Genomic DNA, 15,946 nt, shown 5'->3' with positions numbered 1-15,946 from the left:
CGAAGGATTAGACGATAAAGGAATGAATCTATCGTCTAATCCTTCGGGTCTTTATTTGTTGTTTTCCATGCATAAGTTGATGGTGGCTTTCTACTATTAGTGACTAGTGGAATGGAGTGAAATGCACTCGACACCTGAAGGAAGTCGAGGAAAGGCTTGAGACCCCACAGGTGTAAGCGCCTGGGAGGCTCAGTTTCTTCCCTGCGGTAAGCGAGTGTATTTCGCTGAATGGAACGTACTTTTATTTCCTACTGCTATTGAATAGGAAGAATAAGTTATCATCTTTCATTTTTGAGAATCATTTATTTCGCTTTGTCCCAGACTCTTTCTGTGTGAATAAAGATTGAGAGATAAAGGGTTATTGAAACGGGGTTTCTTATGAAGATACTTAAATAGGCAGTATTATTCATATGGGTGGTTGGCTTTACCTATCTCTTTGACCAGGTCATGCTAAAGGGGGACTCTATATTATTGTCGGAATCCCAATGTTTTTTTCGCTTGATGTACCGATCGAAATGGATAGATAAACGATAAGTCTGCTGCTGTGCTCTGAGATGTGTTTCTTCATAAAGTATGCTAGACTGAATGGACTATCGTTAATCAGAGGTGAGAGGTATGTACCTTTCTGTGAAGGAAACAGCGGAATACTTGAATCTGCCGGTCTCCTATTTAGACCAGCTCATTCAGGAGAAGAAAATCCGTGCTGTCTTTGATGGGGAACAATATTTAATCAATCGTGAACAGTTCTCCAATTACCATGAACAGCTCGAAGTATATAAGAGGATGTTTCAGGAATGGCTCCATGAACCCATTCCAGAGGATTGGGATGCAAAGGACGAGGATTAATAGAGGAAGAGAGGGAAGCCCAGCACATTCGGGGCTTCCCTCTTTCTGTTAATTAGCAGCAACGTGAGACTTTCCCATCCTTCGCATTATAGCGGGCTTCCTGAGCTTCGCAGAAAAATTGTTTGCGAGATGGAATCGGTTCGCCTGGATGATGGGTTTTCATGTGTTCCACATAGGTTTCATAGCTTGGCACGCCTACCATTAGACTGATAAATTGTTTTCGGTAGGAGAGTGCATGTCTGATTTTTTTAAACATGAAGTGTCTCCTTTCTGATCAGGCATTTCGGCTGATGTATTCTGATTCGTGCATGGTGACAGATTGACCTCTGATTAATTTAATCCAGATGCGAACGGCTGAGATGAGGACGGTGATGACGACGATCATGAAGACTGCCGTTAAACCGGTATTAAGGTAATCATTAAAGATGACTTGCTTCATTTCGCCTAAATCCTTGGCCGGTGCAAGCACTTCTCCATTATCGTAGGCCTCCTTGTACACTTTGGCGTGTGACAAGAAACCGATGGATATCTTCTCATGGAAGATTTTTTGCAGGCCGGCTGTCATGGTGACAATGAGAATCCAGGTGGTCGGAATTAAGGTAACCCAGACATACTTTGTCTTGCCCATCTTAAAGAGGATGGTCGTGCCAAGCAGGAGGGCGATTCCGGCAAGCATTTGATTCGAGATCCCGAATAACGGCCATAATGTGTTGATGCCACCGAGCGGGTCAACAACGCCTTGGTAGAGGAAGTATCCCCAGCCAAGGACACATATGGCGGTCGCAATGATATTTGGAATCCAAGATTCGGTCTTGGCGAATGGTTTGTAGAAGGTGCCGATAAGATCCTGAACCATGAATCGCCCCACCCTAGTTCCGGCATCAATGGTCGTCAGGATGAACAAAGCCTCAAAGAGAATGGCGAAATGGTACCAGAAGGCCATGAGTGCCTTGCCGCCAATCACTTGGGAGAAGATGTGCGCCATTCCAATGGCAAGTGTCGGTGCTCCGCCTGTACGTGAAATGACGGAGGATTCCCCAACATCATCTGCGAGCGTTGTTAAATCATCCGGGGAAACCGTATAGCCCCAGCTGGAGACCGTTGTTGCGACCGCGGCCGGGTCTGTACCGATTGCGGCGGCTGGACTGTTGATGGCGAAATAAATGCCTGGTGTCAGAACGCAGGCGGCAATCATCGCCATAACAGCGACAAAGGATTCTGTCAGCATGGCTCCGTAACCGATTGGACGGGCATGTGACTCACGTTCAATCATCTTCGGCGTTGTGCCGGATGAGATGAGTGAGTGGAAACCAGAGACCGCTCCACAGGCGATAGTAATGAACAGGAATGGGAAGAGATTCCCTGAGAAGACAGGTCCTGTTCCATCAACGAATTGCGTCATGGCCGGCATCTCAAGATTAGGCGCAACAACGAGAATCCCAATTGCAAGACCAACGATGGTGCCAATCTTCAAGAAGGTGCTTAAATAATCACGCGGCGCAAGCAAAAGCCATACAGGGAGAACAGAGGCAACAAAGCCATAAATGATCAGCATAATCGCGATTTGTTCGCCAGTGAAGGTAAACATCTCGGCTAATGTCTCATGCTGTGAAACATATTGGCCGAAATAAATAGAGAGCAATAATAGAATAATACCAATAATAGAGGCTTCCCCAACACGGCCGGGGCGCAAGTATCTCATGTATATTCCCATGAAGAAGGCGATTGGGATGGTGGCGGCAATCGTAAACATTCCCCAAGGGCTGTCGGTAAGCGCTTTCACCACAACCAAAGCCAATACGGCAAGAAGAATAACCATGATGCCGAAAATACCAACCATGGCGATGAACCCGGTCACTGGACCAATCTCTTCCTTAATCATCTCACCGAGTGATTTTCCATTGCGGCGGATAGAGCCGAACAAGATAACGAAATCCTGGACAGCACCGGCTAGGACAACACCGACAATAATCCAGATGGTCCCTGGAAGATAGCCCATTTGTGCAGCGAGAATTGGTCCGACCAGTGGGCCGGCTCCAGCGATGGCAGCGAAATGATGACCGAAGAGTACCCATTTATTTGTCGGGACATAATCCTTCCCGTCATTGTTCAATTCAGCGGGTGTCTTTCGGTTGTCATCCAGATTAAAGACTTTATGAGCAATAAACTTACTATAAAAGCGGTAGGCAACTGCATATGTACAAACAGCGGCGGTTAACAGCCAGATTGAATTGATTGTTTCCCCCTGATTTAATGCAAGTACCCCAAACCCAACTGCCCCGATGGCAGCGATAATCCCCCAAAGAAGGATAGAGCGAATAGCTTTCACGAATCTTTTCATCTCCTTTCTATTTGTAGACTATCATATTACATTATTTTGAATTTTTGAACATTTTTTCAATTAAATTTCACCTTGTATATCAGTTGGGCAATTGTTTATACTATAGACAAATGTTTTCAAAAGGGTTGAATCCTATGAATGAAAAAGAGAGTCAGATTCTACATTTAATAAAAGATAACCCGTTCATCACGCAAAATGAGATAGCGGGGAAACTGAATCTTTCAAGAAGTGCCATTGCCGGCTACATCTCTTCTCTGACAAAGCAGGGAAAATTATTGGGACGTGCTTATGTTCTTCCTGAGGGTAAGCGGATTGTCTGTATTGGCGGTGCCAATATGGACCGGAAATCCTCGCTCGAAAAAGCCTTCCGTCTCGAAACCTCTAATCCCGTCCAAACAACTTCAACTCTAGGCGGGGTTGCCCGCAATATTGCGGAGAATCTCGGACGTATTGGAGCAGATGTTCACTTACTGACGGTTGTCGGCGATGATCGAGAAGGCAAGGATGTCCTTGCTAGAACGGGTGAGTACGTGAAGATTCTTCCGTCTCTAGAGATTGCCGGACATACGACAGGCACATACACAGCCATCTTAGATGAGCATGGGAATATGGCAGTTGCGTTTGCTGATATGGGTATCTATGATGCCGTTGATATCCCGTTCATCGAGAAGCGATGGTCACATATCGCCGCAAGCTCCATGGTTCTGCTCGATACGAATTTTCCGAAGGAGATTATCAGCTATATCATTGGGCGCTGTGCAGATGAAGGTATCCCTGTTTCTGTCGTTCCCGTATCTATCCCGAAATTGGACCGTCTTCCGGAAAACCTGAGTGGCCTGGAATGGCTCATCCTGAATCGGGAAGAGGCTGAGGTGCTTTCTGGTTTGACGGTTAATGATGATGAATCCGTCCGGGCGGCTGGTGCCAAAATCCTTGCTCGGGGTGTTCGTCATGTGATTATCACACGTAGTGAAAAAGGATTATATTTCATAAACGATAAGGGGGAAGAAGGCTTCCTTACTGGACAGCCTGCTGATTCTGTCGTAGATGTGACTGGTGCAGGAGATTCACTAGCAGCGGGCATCATGCTCGGTGCCATTGAGGGTCATTCTATCCTTGAATCCTGCCAATACGGTATGTCTAGTGCCTCCATTACGATTCAGTCAAAGGAAACGGTCAGTCCATCCTTGAATCGCCTATCCCTAGAGAAGGAAAAAGAGAGATTATTTTAAAAGGAGATTAAACAACATGAATGAATGGATTAAATTATCAGAAGAAGTGAAAGAAGCGAAGAAAAACGGAACACCAATCGTAGCGTTGGAATCTACAATCATCTCACACGGTATGCCATATCCACAAAACGTGCAAACAGCTCGTGAAGTAGAAGCTATCATCCGCGAAGAGGGAGCTGTTCCGGCAACAATGGCTGTCATTGACGGTGTTATTCGCATCGGCTTAAGCGATGAGGAACTTGAATTCTTCGGGAAAACAAAGGGCATTGCGAAAGCTAGCCGCCGCGATATGCCATACTTGGTAGCAGCGAAGAAGAACGGCGCAACAACGGTTGCGGCAACGATGATCTGCGCAGAGCTTGCTGGCATTAAAACATTCGTGACAGGCGGAATCGGCGGTGTGCACCGTGGAGCTGAGACAACAATGGATATCTCCGCCGACCTTCAGGAATTAGCAAAGACAGATGTAGCGGTCATTTGTGCAGGGGCTAAGTCCATTCTTGACCTAGGCTTAACGATGGAATACCTTGAAACACAAGGGGTGCCAGTTGTTGGTTATCAAACAGATAAATTACCATCCTTCTTCACAAGAACAAGTCCGTTCGATGTGAACTATCGTCTAGATACTCCGACAGAGATTGCGGAAATGATGAAGGCGAAATGGGATATGAATCTTAAAGGCGGAATGGTTATCGGTAACCCAATCCCAGAGGAATTCGCAATGGAAGACAGCTTTATCAACAAGGTAATTGATGATGCGGTTGAAGAGGCAGAATCTCTTGGAATCACTGGTAAGGATGTTACTCCATTCCTACTAGGCAAAATTAAAGACGTAACAGAAGGCAAGAGCCTTGAAGCCAACATCGCATTAGTGAAAAACAATGCAAAAGTCGGCGCTCAAATCGCAGTTGCTTTCGGGAAAATCTCTCAATAATACACAGGCTGCCGGATCATCTCCGGCAGTTTTTTTAGTGGCTTACAGGCGCTTCTTTTTCCTCCTTTTGATACAATAAAAAGATAGGAAATTCATCAAAATTTGCTCTAGGGAGTGTTTTCATATGAAATTTGCAACGATTGGAACGAGCATGATTACTGAACGCTTTATCGAAGCGGCTGCTGAGAGCGGAAAACTCACATTAAAGGCGGTTTATTCAAGAGATTTAGAGAAGGCAACACGCTTTGCGAATCAATATGATGTGAAACTCGTATTTAATCAGCTGGAGCAATTGGCGACCTGTGAGGAAATTGAGGTAGTCTACATAGCCTCTCCAAATTCCATTCATTATGAGCAGGCTATCTTCTTAATGGAGCACGGTAAGCATATTATCTGTGAAAAACCGATGTTTACGAGTATGAAGGAATGGGAGAATGCCTTTGAGACAGCAAGGAAGAATAATGTCTTTTTATTCGAGGCGATGAGAACGATTCATGCGCCGAATTTCAGCGTCTTGAAGAATAATCTAGGACGTGTCGGCCAAATTAGAAGCGTTAACCTGCAATATATGAAGTACTCTTCTCGTTACGATCAATACTTGGAAGGGGAAGTTCCGAATATCTTCTCAGCTAAATACGCAGGGGGAGCGCTGGTCGACTTAGGTATTTACCCGCTCTACATGGCAATCTCTTTATTCGGAGAGCCGGATTCAAGCATTTATGTTCCGGTTATGCTCGATAGCGGGGTTGATGGAGGCGGGACACTTGTCCTCCAATACGTAGATTTTGTCTGTACGATTGTTTGCTCCAAAATCACCGATTCATATGGTTCAAATGAAATTCACGGCGAGAAGGGCAATATCATCTTCCCTGGGTCAGGGACCGTTGAAAAAATTGAGTTCATTGACCGGGAAACAAAGGTATGTGAGCCATTTTCCATCGAACAAACCAATAATGACATGGTGTATGAAATCGAGACATTCACCGATATTATCAAGACAGGCGATGAGGAACGCTATGTAGAACTAGCCAATCTGAGCGGAATTGTCTTAAATATAATGGAACATACAAGGAAGCAGTGCGGCATCATCTTTGGGCCGGACAAGCAATAAAACTAGAATCAGCAAGAGGCGGCCAGTTAGTGCTGTCTCTTTTTGTTTTTGAATCATACACACAATATCCATAAAATTCATGTTTGTTTAAAAGGAAAGGTGGAATGTAAGAAGAGAGGAAGTCTGTTTAAAATTATTCTAAATGAGGTGGATTGAAATGAGTGCAATTCGAGACATGGTCAACAAAGCTTTTTCCTTTGGTTTAGGAGCTGCCATTGTCAGCAAGGAACAGATTGAAAAGTATGTTGATGAAATGGTTAAGCGCGGCGATGTATCTGAACAGGAATCAAAACAAATGGTGAATGATTTAGTGCAGCGCGGTGAGGAGCGCCAGAAAGAGGTCGAACAACAAATCAACATGAAGGTTAAGCTGCGCCTTCAGGAAATGGATATTGCAACGAAAGAGGATATCGCAAGACTTGAGCAAAGAATTGCTGCGTTAGAAGCAAAACAGGATTAAGCGTCATTAGAGGACCAATAGAGTAGGGGTGGATGCAAGTGTTGAATAAGAGGATACGCCATTTTAATCGCTATCAAGATATTATTCGTGCCATGATTCATAACGGTTTTGGCTCTATAGCGGAAGAGCTTGGGCTGGCTGATATGCTTCCTTTTGGCGGCAAGTGGATTTTTGAAGGGAAGGATGTTAAAGAAAAGCCAGCGGGTGAGCGTATCCGGCTGATTTTAGAGGAGCTTGGTCCAACCTATATCAAGCTCGGACAAATGATGAGTACCCGCCCTGATATCGTCCCGGCTGCCATTATCCTTGAGCTTGAGAAGCTTCAGGATAAGGTACGGGAATTTCCCTTCGATGAAGTAAAGGCCATCATTGAGGACGAATTAGAGCTGCCGCTCGAGGAATTGTTTACTGAATTTAATCCAGTTCCAATTGCGGCAGCCTCTATTGGTCAAGTACATAAAGCTATTCTTCCATCAGGTGATATTGTGGCAGTGAAGGTACAGAGACCTAATATCACGAAAACCATTGATACGGATCTTGAAATTCTGCATAACCTCGCCCGTATTGCAGAGAAGCGGTATCATTGGGCGAGAGATTATGGCATTAATGATATCGTCGATGAATTTTCCCTCTCTCTGAACATGGAGCTTGACTACGGGATTGAGGGACGAAATGCCGAGAAGATTGCCGCTCAATTCAAAGATGATGATATGATCCGCATCCCGGAGGTTTATTGGGATTACTCCACAAAAAGAGTTCTTACAATGGAGTTTGTGGAGGGGATTAAAATCAATGATGTGAAAAGCCTTGATGAGATTGGCTTTGACCGCTGTCTGCTGAGCAAGCGTTTCACAGAGGCGATGATGAAACAAATCCTCGACGAAGGCTTGTTTCATGCTGACCCGCATCCCGGAAATGTGTTTGTCCAGCCCGGCGATCGGCTTGTCTTTCTTGACTTTGGCAATATCGGCCGAATTAATGCTGAGATGAAGTATGAATTCGCCTCCCTGCTGATGGCGCTGCGAAAGGGGAATACTGATTTTGTCGTACGCTCCATTTTGAAGATTGGGATTACGCCGGATGACATAAACTACGATCAGCTAAAAGCGGATGTGCAGGAATTCATTGATAATTATTATGGGCAGAATTTAAATAAGATCAGCATCAGCGACGTCATCAATGATTTCTTCACCCTCACCTATCTGCATCATATCCGTATTCCATCAGATTTGACGATGCTTGGCAAAACCTTTTTAGCTGTTGAGGGTGTTGTGGAAACTCTTTATCCGGAATACAATATCCTTGATGTCGTCGAGCCTTTTGGCGACCATTTAGTCAAGGAACGCTTCCAGCCGAAAAATATTGCAGAGATGATCTTTAATAAGGTCGTCGACTATTCTGATTTCTTCTCAGAAATGCCTCGCAGCCTGAAAGATTTGACGAATAAATTAAAAGATGGCAAATTTAGTGTGCAGATTAAAGTACCGCAGCTTGAAACGTTTTTGGCAAAGATGGATAAGATGGCGAACCAACTATCCTATGCAATCATCCTGCTGTCCTTCAGCATTATCATGGCAGGCCTGGTCATTGGCTCCTCAACCAGAGGCGGAACCAACATCCTGTGGCAGATTCCGATTATCGAAATTGGGTTTGTCATTGCGACGGTCATGGTTCTCTATCTCCTCTATTCCATCTTCCGATCTGGGCGGTTTTGAGAGGGAGGGTTAGAATGGCGAAAGGAAAGACAAATGCACTCAGGATACTTGACCAAAGGAAAGTATCCTATGAATTACTTCAATATAATCCTGAGGATGGCAAGATTGATGGGATATCCGTTGCTCTTAAGATTGGCGAGGATGCCCGTTATGTGTTCAAAACATTGGTGACAATCTCCGCAGCCAAAAATCTATACGTATTCGTCATACCAGTTATGGCTGAACTCGATTTAAAGCGGGCAGCACGAGCAGCGGGAGAGAAAAAAATCGACATGCTGTCTGTCGCGGATTTGCAGAAATACACAGGCTATATACGCGGCGGCTGTTCACCGGTCGGGATGAAAAAGCAATATCCAACTTTCATCGATAAGAAGGCAGAGGAGGAAGGAATCATTATCGTTTCTGCCGGCAAGATTGGCATGCAAATGAAGATCCATCTGGATGATTTGTTGAATGTAACCAAAGGGCAAACAGCAGCTGTCATCCATGAAGAATGAAGAAAGGCTTTTAACAAGCCTTTTATTTTTTTGTCTATATTCCCGAATTCCATGATTTACCTATTGGGCATATGATAAAATCAGATGGAAGAATAAGCCTGTTTAATTGGAGGAGAATTGACGGATGAGAAAAGAATACAAGCACTTTGAAACGGCAGCCGTCCATGCCGGATATGATACAAAAAAGCATGTAGGCAGTCTATCCACACCGATTTACCAAACCTCAACATTCACTTTTGATACAGCGGAGCAAGGCGAGGCACGCTTTGCTGGAACAGAAGAAGGCTATATTTACTCCCGCCTCGGAAACCCGACTGTTCAAGCACTTGAAGAAAAGGTGGCTGTCCTAGAAGGAGCTGAAGATTGCGCCGCTTTCGCATCAGGAATGGGAGCGGTTTCAGCTGTTTTAATTGAACTGTCAAAAGCAAATGACCATATCCTCTGCTCCCTTGGTGTGTATGGATGCACCTTTGACTTACTGGTCTTGCTAAAGGATAAATATGCGATTGATTATGATTTCAGCCCGATGGAATCAGAAGAGCAAATTCGAAACAGCATTCGTCCAGAGACGACCTGTATCTTTGTCGAAACACCCATTAACCCAACGATGCGCGTCATTGACCTAGAGATGGTTTCGCGCGTGGCCAAGGAATACGGCATTCCCGTCGTTGTCGACAACACATTTCCATCTCCATATCTCCAATCACCACTTGCACTCGGATGTGATGTTGCTCTCCATAGCGCAACCAAATACATTGGGGGACATGGAGATGTCGTCGCCGGTCTGGTTGCCGGAAAAAAATCCTTTATCACTAATCTCAAAAAGAACAGCCTGAAAGATATCGGCAGCATCATGTCTCCATTTGACGCATGGCTTCTTTTGCGCGGTCTCAAAACCCTGCCCGTCCGCATGGACCGCCACAGTGAAAATGCCATCAAGATCAATGAACAGCTGCTAAATCACCCGCAAGTCGGGCAAGTGTATTTTCCATGGAATAAAGATAATGCCGGACATGAAGCTGCCATTAAACAAATGAAGCAGCCAGGAGGAGTCATCTCCTTCGAACTAAAAGAAGGAGGGAAACGAGAAGCACAAGCTTTCCTTAACAAGCTCCAACTCATCAAAATTGCCGTCAGTCTGGGAGATGTGGAAACACTCATCTCTCATCCAGCCTCCATGACCCATGCTGTCATTCCAGAAAAAGACCGCCTCTCCATGGGCGTCACCGATCAGCTGATCCGTCTCTCTGTCGGTCTTGAATCGTGGGAGGATATTTGGGCAGATATTGAGCAAGCGTTAGAAGGGTAATAGCTTATTAGAGACTTTTTTGAGGAATGCATGATTTTTTATATAGAATTTAACAAGCCGGAGAGTGCTGACAGAACTTCATGCAACGATATTTCTGAAGAGAAGAATAGGCAGCAGGGGCGATGTGTTATACTTTAAGTAGCGTCTATAGCGATATGTATGAGTTTATTTACCTTTATTCAGCAAAGAGCTTACCACTTCGACCGGTGTGGAGATGAATGCCAAATGAGAGTGCAAACTCAGGGCGGGATAAAGGTAAAGTCTTTGGCAGATTACCGAATGGTTGAAAGCCGAATGACTCCGATCCATGTTAATCGGAGGGTATCAATTGATTTAAAGATGAAGTGAGGATTAGACAATGGCTGCGAGAGAGAAGAAAAACAAGACAAGTATAAAAGATGTAGCGGCAATGGCGGAGGTATCTACAGCAACTGTCTCTCATGTAATCAATGGAACTAGATATGTATCTGAAGAAGTAACGACAAAGGTAAAAGAGGCCATGAAGGAATTAAATTATGTTCCTAACCCTGTTGCAAGAACATTAAGGAGCCAGAATTCGCATTTAGTCGGATTAATTGTACCAGTTAAAGAATTTACAGATACAGCTAATGCTTTTTTTATGATTGTCGCTCAAGGTATCGAACAAACATTATCAAAGAACGGGTATAAATTAATTCTATGTAACTCCTACGAAAATCCTGATTTAGAAAAAGAACATATTCAAATGTTCCATAATCAGTTAGTGGACGGAATCATTCTAGTACCAACCGGAAATGATTATTCTTATCTAGCTGACCTGCCGATTAATAATGATTCACCCATTGTCTTCATTGACCGAAAACCCCAGAACTACCAAGGGAATTGTGTGTTAACCGATAATTTTCAAGGTGCGTATGCTGCTGCGAAGCATCTCATCGAAAAGGGGCATAAACATATCGGGTTTATAACGGGGGAATTAGGTTTAACAACAAGTGATAAACGTTTAGAGGGATATAAGCAAGCCCTTGCAGATCATCATTTATCCTTTAATGAGAAGTATGTGAAAATAGGAAATGCTTCTTTAGAAGATGGATACAGAATAGCGAAAGAGTTTATGGAGCAAAAAGAGGTCAGCGCACTCTTTGTTGCAAATAATGTGATGACAATGGGAGCTATTTCATACTTCCAAGAGCATTACATCAAAATTCCTGATGAAATGGCCATCATAGGATTTGATGATTATGAATGGATGAAAATCATTAATCCATCGTTAACAACCGTTAAACAACCAGCTTATGAAATGGGACAGAAAGCTGCTGAGGTCATTTTGGATTGCATCAAAAATAAGCAAGAAAAACCGACAGATTACATGTTAGATACATCCTTGATTATTCGAAGATCTAGTTAAGATCATTATTCAAGACCTATAGATGGACACATATTTAGTGTCGGACCTATAGGTCTTTTTTTATTTTTTTATGCATGGAACAATTTTCTTCTTGCTTAATCATGAAAGCGCTTTTATTATTAAGTTAAGCAATAAAGTAAACGTTTACGTAAACGTTTACGTAATTTGTTGAAAGAGTTATAAACAGAAAGGGAAGTGGTAGGGTATGAAAATAGGAGCAAAACGAAATTATTGGTTATTAAGTGCATTTTTCTTTTTTTACTTCTTTACATGGTCTTCCTGTATGTCTTTATTTTCTATTTGGTTAAGTCAAGATATTCAGTTAAGCGGTGCTAGTACAGGGATTATCTTCTCAGCAAACGCAATCGTAGCATTAATTATGCAACCGCTTTATGGAGTAATCTCTGACAAGATTGGCTTAAAGAAACATATCCTTTGGTTTATTACTGCATTACTTGTTTTATCAGGTCCTTTCTTCATCTATATTTATGGACCATTATTGAAATACAACATTTTATTAGGTGCTATCGTAGGCGGTATGTTCCTAGGTGCTGCCTTCCAAGCAGGCTGTGGAGCAGTAGAATCATATATTGAAAAAATAGGTCGTAAGTGTGACTTTGAATATGGGAAATCAAGAATGTGGGGCTCTTTAGGATGGGCAGCAGCGACTTTCTTCGCAGGACAGCTATTTAACATCAATCCTAATATTAATTTCTGGTTAGCTTCAGGTTCAGCTTTATGTTTAGTATTGATCTTATTAATGACAAAAGTAGATTTAACAGGTTCTTCGGATATTACTACTCAAGAGCCCATTAAGATGAAGGATGTCTTTGGATTGTTAAAACTGAAAAAGTTCTGGTTCTTCGTCATGTATGTATTTGGCGTAGTATGTTTCTATTCGGTGTATGATCAACAATTCCCTACATATTATGCTTCTTTATTCTCTGACATTTCTAAAGGAAACCAATTATACGGTTACTTGAATTCATTCCAAGTATTTTTGGAAGCAGGCATGATGTTCGCTGCACCATTTATTGTAAACAAAATTGGAGCAAAAAAATCGTTGCTCTTAGCTGGCTTTATCATGGCGACACGTATTATTGGTTCAGGTTTGGCCTTTGAACCAATCGGCATATCTTGTATGAAACTGCTTCATGCTCTCGAATTGCCGATTATGTTAATTGCGATTTTTAAATACCTGGCTCAGCATTTTGATAATCGCTTATCTTCAACTCTTTATTTAGTAGGTTTCCAATTCTCAAGTGCGATTGCTGCTGCATTTCTATCACCAGTATTTGGTTCTTTATACGACACAATAGGATTCAGTCATGTGTACTTCATCATTGGTGGAATTGTGCTGACATTTAATATTATTTCCTGCTTTACATTAACCAAGGATGTAAAAGAAGAAGTGCAAATGAATAGACAAGCTAAAGCATCTTAATAGAAAACTTGAAAAGGAACGTGATTTATATGACGACTGTCACAATGGCTAATAATGCAATTAATCAAGCAAATGAGGCTCTTCAAGAAGCCGTAAAAAAAATGAAAAAGGATTGGCGTTTAGGCTATCATATTGCCGCGCCAGCTAACTGGATTAATGATCCAAATGGTCTTGTGTTTTTTAAAGGTGAATACCATGCATTTTATCAGCATTATCCATATGGAGAGAGCTGGGGGCCAATGCATTGGGGCCACGCCAAAAGTAAGGATTTAGTTCACTGGGAGCATCTTCCAGTGGCCTTGGCACCTGACCATGATTATGATCGCGATGGGTGCTTTTCCGGGAGTGCTATTGTAAAGGATGATATGCTCTATTTAATTTATACAGGCCATGTATGGGTTGATCAATCAAAAGATATTGCGATTCAGACACAGTGCATCGCTTCAAGCAAAGATGGCATTCACTTCGAGAAGTATGAAAATAACCCAGTAATTAGAGACATTCCAGAAGACAGTACAGGGCATGTCCGTGATCCGAAAATCTGGGAAAAAGATGGCCTTTACCATATTGTATTGGGCAACAGAACGAAAGATGATATTGGTCGAGTTATTCACTATACTTCAAAGGATTTAATCGATTGGGAGTATGAAGGCGTATTGGCGCAAAATGAAAGTAACTTGGGATATATGTGGGAATGTCCAGATTTCTTTGAGCTAGATGGAAAGGATGTTCTGCTATTCTCTCCTCAAGGAATGAAAGCAGAAGGAGACTCTTACAATAACCTTTTCCAAACAGGGTATTTAATCGGATCTTACAATGAAACCACGAAGAAATTTGAGCATGGTGATTTCCACGAAATCGATCATGGCCATGACTTCTATGCGGTACAGACATTACATGATGATCAAGGTCGTCGAATTGCTATAGGATGGATGGATATGTGGGAATCTGAAATGCCGACTAAAGAGCATGGATGGTGTGGAGCTTTAACACTACCAAGGGAGTTATCTTTATCTGCTGAAGGAAACATAATCATGAAGCCAGTTGCCGAGCTGAAAGGCCTTCGTGAACAGGAACTAGAAGTGAATGTGGCCTCTATTTCAAATGAAGTTATTAAAACACCGATAAACCAAGAACTGCTCGAGCTTAAAGCTGAATTCTCACTAAAAAACCTTACGGCAAAGGAATTCGGAATCAAGGTGAGATGCAGTGAAGATGGAACGGAAGAGACCTCCATTGGCATTGATGTAGAGCATAGTAAGCTTATACTTAATCGCGAGCACTCTGGTGCAGGAGTAAAAGGTATCCGCCAGACGGCTATCAATTTAGAAGGCGATACAGTTATTCTTCACCTCTATCTTGACCGATCATCGATTGAAGTATTTGCAAACGAAGGTACTACCACAATGACAAGTAGAATCTATCCAAAGAAAACAAGTTTAAATGTTCAATTCTACGCTGAAGATGGAAAAGTAAATCTTAAATCTGTGCAGGCTTGGAAACTAGCTGATATCTGGGAATAATCACAAAATATCACAGCCACATTCAATCCTTATGGATGTGGCTGTCATTTATATAGAAAGAACTAAAATACAGAATGTCAGGTGATAACATGTCCAAATTAGTGAGTATCGGTGAAGTGTTAATTGACTTTATCCCTCAAGAAAACGGGGTAGGATTAAAGGACGTCAATCGTTTTGAAAAAGCACCTGGTGGTGCACCAGCAAATGTAGCTGCTGCGGTATCCCGATATGGGCAATCGGCTAAGATGGTTACGAAATTAGGTGAAGATGCATTTGGTGACTTTCTAATAGATACTTTAGAGAATGCTGGGGTCGACACTAAATCGGTATTAAGAACAAGCGAAGCTAATACAGGGTTGGCCTTTGTTTCATTGAACAGTGACGGAGAACGAGATTTTAGCTTCTATCGTAATCCTTCTGCCGATTTATTATTACAAGCAGAAGAAATAGAAGACAATTTAATGGAACAAGGCGATATTCTTCACTTCTGTTCAGTCGATTTAGTAGAATCACCCATGAAATATGCTCATGAAAAGTTAATTAAACAGACTCATAGGAATAAAGGGATTATTAGTTTTGACCCTAATGTCCGTTTACCGCTCTGGAATGACCACGAAAGCTGCAGAAAGACGATATTAGCCTTTCTCCCTCAATCTCATATTGTGAAGGTTTCAGATGAAGAATTGGAATTCATAACAGGAATAAAGGATGAATCTGCGGGCTTACAATCACTATTTACTGGGCATGTTAAGGTCGTGGTATATACAAAAGGGAGCAAAGGCGCCTACATCATCACTAGAAACCATTCAACCTTTAAAGAAGCATATAAAGTTACCGCTGTGGATACAACAGGTGCAGGAGATGCGTTCATTGGAGGATTTTTATCTTGTTTACTACGTGATGGCGTGACAATTAACAATCTAGAGAAATATGCTGAAGAACATAGTAATCATCTTCTAACCTTTTCAAATGCAAGCGGAGCACTTACGACTACTAAAAAAGGCGGAATTAGCGCACTACCAACGCTAGAAGAAATTCTCGCTATGCTATAAAAACCAAATAGACAAAATGATCATGTCCGAGTCAAAATGGCTCGGCTTTCTTGTTTGTAAGGGGTTGAAGAGTGGGGGAGAGGGTGGACAAAGGG

14 protein-coding genes are annotated in these 15,946 nt (G+C 42.6%); 12 read left to right on the top strand and 2 right to left on the bottom strand.

Translation table 11 applies throughout. From position 1 onward, the window contains the following. Positions 1 to 615 precede the first annotated feature (615 nt). Positions 616 to 846: an excisionase family DNA-binding protein gene (locus tag ACI35L_RS05875; protein WP_049672267.1), complete on the top strand. Its 231-nt coding sequence runs from the start codon at positions 616 to 618 to the stop codon at positions 844 to 846. Between the two features lie 52 nt (positions 847 to 898). Here ACI35L_RS05875 and ACI35L_RS05870 read toward each other — a convergent pair whose 3' ends face one another. Beyond that, positions 899 to 1,102, bottom strand: a complete 204-nt coding sequence (locus tag ACI35L_RS05870; RefSeq protein ID WP_049672266.1) for a YbdD/YjiX family protein — start codon at positions 1,100 to 1,102, stop codon at positions 899 to 901. Positions 1,103 to 1,120: 18 nt separating this feature from the next. Next, positions 1,121 to 3,175 (bottom strand): carbon starvation CstA family protein, encoded by a 2,055-nt coding sequence (locus ACI35L_RS05865; protein WP_049672265.1) that lies wholly within the window; start codon positions 3,173 to 3,175, stop codon positions 1,121 to 1,123. A gap of 146 nt (positions 3,176 to 3,321) precedes the next feature. Between ACI35L_RS05865 and ACI35L_RS05860 the strand changes: the two genes are divergently transcribed. The 11 genes from ACI35L_RS05860 (at position 3,322) to ACI35L_RS05810 (ending at position 15,851) form a co-directional block, all read left to right on the top strand. After that, on the top strand, positions 3,322 to 4,419 hold the full coding sequence (locus ACI35L_RS05860; RefSeq protein WP_049672264.1) for a carbohydrate kinase: 1,098 nt from the start codon (positions 3,322 to 3,324) through the stop codon (positions 4,417 to 4,419). Positions 4,420 to 4,435: 16 nt separating this feature from the next. Further along, positions 4,436 to 5,353 carry a pseudouridine-5'-phosphate glycosidase gene (locus ACI35L_RS05855; RefSeq protein ID WP_049672263.1) on the top strand — a complete coding sequence of 306 codons (918 nt, stop codon included), beginning with the start codon at positions 4,436 to 4,438 and terminating at the stop codon, positions 5,351 to 5,353. Positions 5,354 to 5,477: 124 nt separating this feature from the next. Further along, positions 5,478 to 6,464 carry a Gfo/Idh/MocA family protein gene (locus tag ACI35L_RS05850; RefSeq protein ID WP_049672262.1) on the top strand — a complete coding sequence of 329 codons (987 nt, stop codon included), beginning with the start codon at positions 5,478 to 5,480 and terminating at the stop codon, positions 6,462 to 6,464. 157 nt (positions 6,465 to 6,621) lie between these two features. Beyond that, on the top strand, positions 6,622 to 6,924 hold the full coding sequence (locus tag ACI35L_RS05845) for a phasin family protein (RefSeq protein WP_439802443.1): 303 nt from the start codon (positions 6,622 to 6,624) through the stop codon (positions 6,922 to 6,924). A 32-nt stretch (positions 6,925 to 6,956) separates the two neighbouring features. After that, entirely contained in the window at positions 6,957 to 8,639 is a 1,683-nt protein-coding gene (locus ACI35L_RS05840) for an ABC1 kinase family protein (RefSeq protein WP_231589552.1), read from the top strand. Positions 8,640 to 8,653: 14 nt separating this feature from the next. Next, positions 8,654 to 9,136, top strand: coding sequence for a Cys-tRNA(Pro) deacylase (gene ybaK / locus ACI35L_RS05835; protein ID WP_049672259.1), 483 nt, complete (start codon positions 8,654 to 8,656; stop codon positions 9,134 to 9,136). A gap of 124 nt (positions 9,137 to 9,260) precedes the next feature. Then, the gene (gene megL / locus ACI35L_RS05830) at positions 9,261 to 10,445 is read left to right on the top strand and encodes a methionine gamma-lyase (RefSeq protein WP_049672258.1); all 1,185 of its coding nucleotides are present in this window, start codon (positions 9,261 to 9,263) and stop codon (positions 10,443 to 10,445) included. 358 nt (positions 10,446 to 10,803) lie between these two features. After that, positions 10,804 to 11,832 carry a LacI family DNA-binding transcriptional regulator gene (locus ACI35L_RS05825; protein WP_049672257.1) on the top strand — a complete coding sequence of 343 codons (1,029 nt, stop codon included), beginning with the start codon at positions 10,804 to 10,806 and terminating at the stop codon, positions 11,830 to 11,832. 205 nt (positions 11,833 to 12,037) lie between these two features. Beyond that, on the top strand, positions 12,038 to 13,276 hold the full coding sequence (locus ACI35L_RS05820; RefSeq protein WP_049672256.1) for an MFS transporter: 1,239 nt from the start codon (positions 12,038 to 12,040) through the stop codon (positions 13,274 to 13,276). A gap of 44 nt (positions 13,277 to 13,320) precedes the next feature. Then, positions 13,321 to 14,799, top strand: coding sequence for a glycoside hydrolase family 32 protein (locus ACI35L_RS05815; protein ID WP_049673062.1), 1,479 nt, complete (start codon positions 13,321 to 13,323; stop codon positions 14,797 to 14,799). A gap of 89 nt (positions 14,800 to 14,888) precedes the next feature. Further along, positions 14,889 to 15,851: a carbohydrate kinase family protein gene (locus ACI35L_RS05810; RefSeq protein WP_049672255.1), complete on the top strand. Its 963-nt coding sequence runs from the start codon at positions 14,889 to 14,891 to the stop codon at positions 15,849 to 15,851. Positions 15,852 to 15,946: the final 95 nt, after the last annotated feature.

This window comes from Pradoshia sp. (assembly GCF_051873915.1).
Taxonomy (GTDB): domain Bacteria; phylum Bacillota; class Bacilli; order Bacillales; family Pradoshiaceae; genus Pradoshia.
The sequence above is the reverse complement of the archived record's forward strand: the minus strand, read 5'-3'. Positions and strand labels throughout refer to the sequence as shown.

Bases quoted from the DNA above. Each gene is read 5' to 3' on its own strand.
- ACI35L_RS05875 (WP_049672267.1), top strand. From the start codon at position 616: ATGTACCTTTCTGTGAAGGAAACAGCGGAATACTTGAATCTGCCGGTC.
- ACI35L_RS05870 (WP_049672266.1), bottom strand. From the start codon at position 1,102: ATGTTTAAAAAAATCAGACATGCACTCTCCTACCGAAAACAATTTATC.
- ACI35L_RS05860 (WP_049672264.1), top strand. From the start codon at position 3,322: ATGAATGAAAAAGAGAGTCAGATTCTACATTTAATAAAAGATAACCCG.
- ACI35L_RS05855 (WP_049672263.1), top strand. From the start codon at position 4,436: ATGAATGAATGGATTAAATTATCAGAAGAAGTGAAAGAAGCGAAGAAA.
- ACI35L_RS05850 (WP_049672262.1), top strand. From the start codon at position 5,478: ATGAAATTTGCAACGATTGGAACGAGCATGATTACTGAACGCTTTATC.
- ACI35L_RS05845 (WP_439802443.1), top strand. From the start codon at position 6,622: ATGAGTGCAATTCGAGACATGGTCAACAAAGCTTTTTCCTTTGGTTTA.
- ACI35L_RS05840 (WP_231589552.1), top strand. From the start codon at position 6,957: ATGCAAGTGTTGAATAAGAGGATACGCCATTTTAATCGCTATCAAGAT.
- ybaK (WP_049672259.1), top strand. From the start codon at position 8,654: ATGGCGAAAGGAAAGACAAATGCACTCAGGATACTTGACCAAAGGAAA.
- megL (WP_049672258.1), top strand. From the start codon at position 9,261: ATGAGAAAAGAATACAAGCACTTTGAAACGGCAGCCGTCCATGCCGGA.
- ACI35L_RS05825 (WP_049672257.1), top strand. From the start codon at position 10,804: ATGGCTGCGAGAGAGAAGAAAAACAAGACAAGTATAAAAGATGTAGCG.
- ACI35L_RS05820 (WP_049672256.1), top strand. From the start codon at position 12,038: ATGAAAATAGGAGCAAAACGAAATTATTGGTTATTAAGTGCATTTTTC.
- ACI35L_RS05815 (WP_049673062.1), top strand. From the start codon at position 13,321: ATGGCTAATAATGCAATTAATCAAGCAAATGAGGCTCTTCAAGAAGCC.
- ACI35L_RS05810 (WP_049672255.1), top strand. From the start codon at position 14,889: ATGTCCAAATTAGTGAGTATCGGTGAAGTGTTAATTGACTTTATCCCT.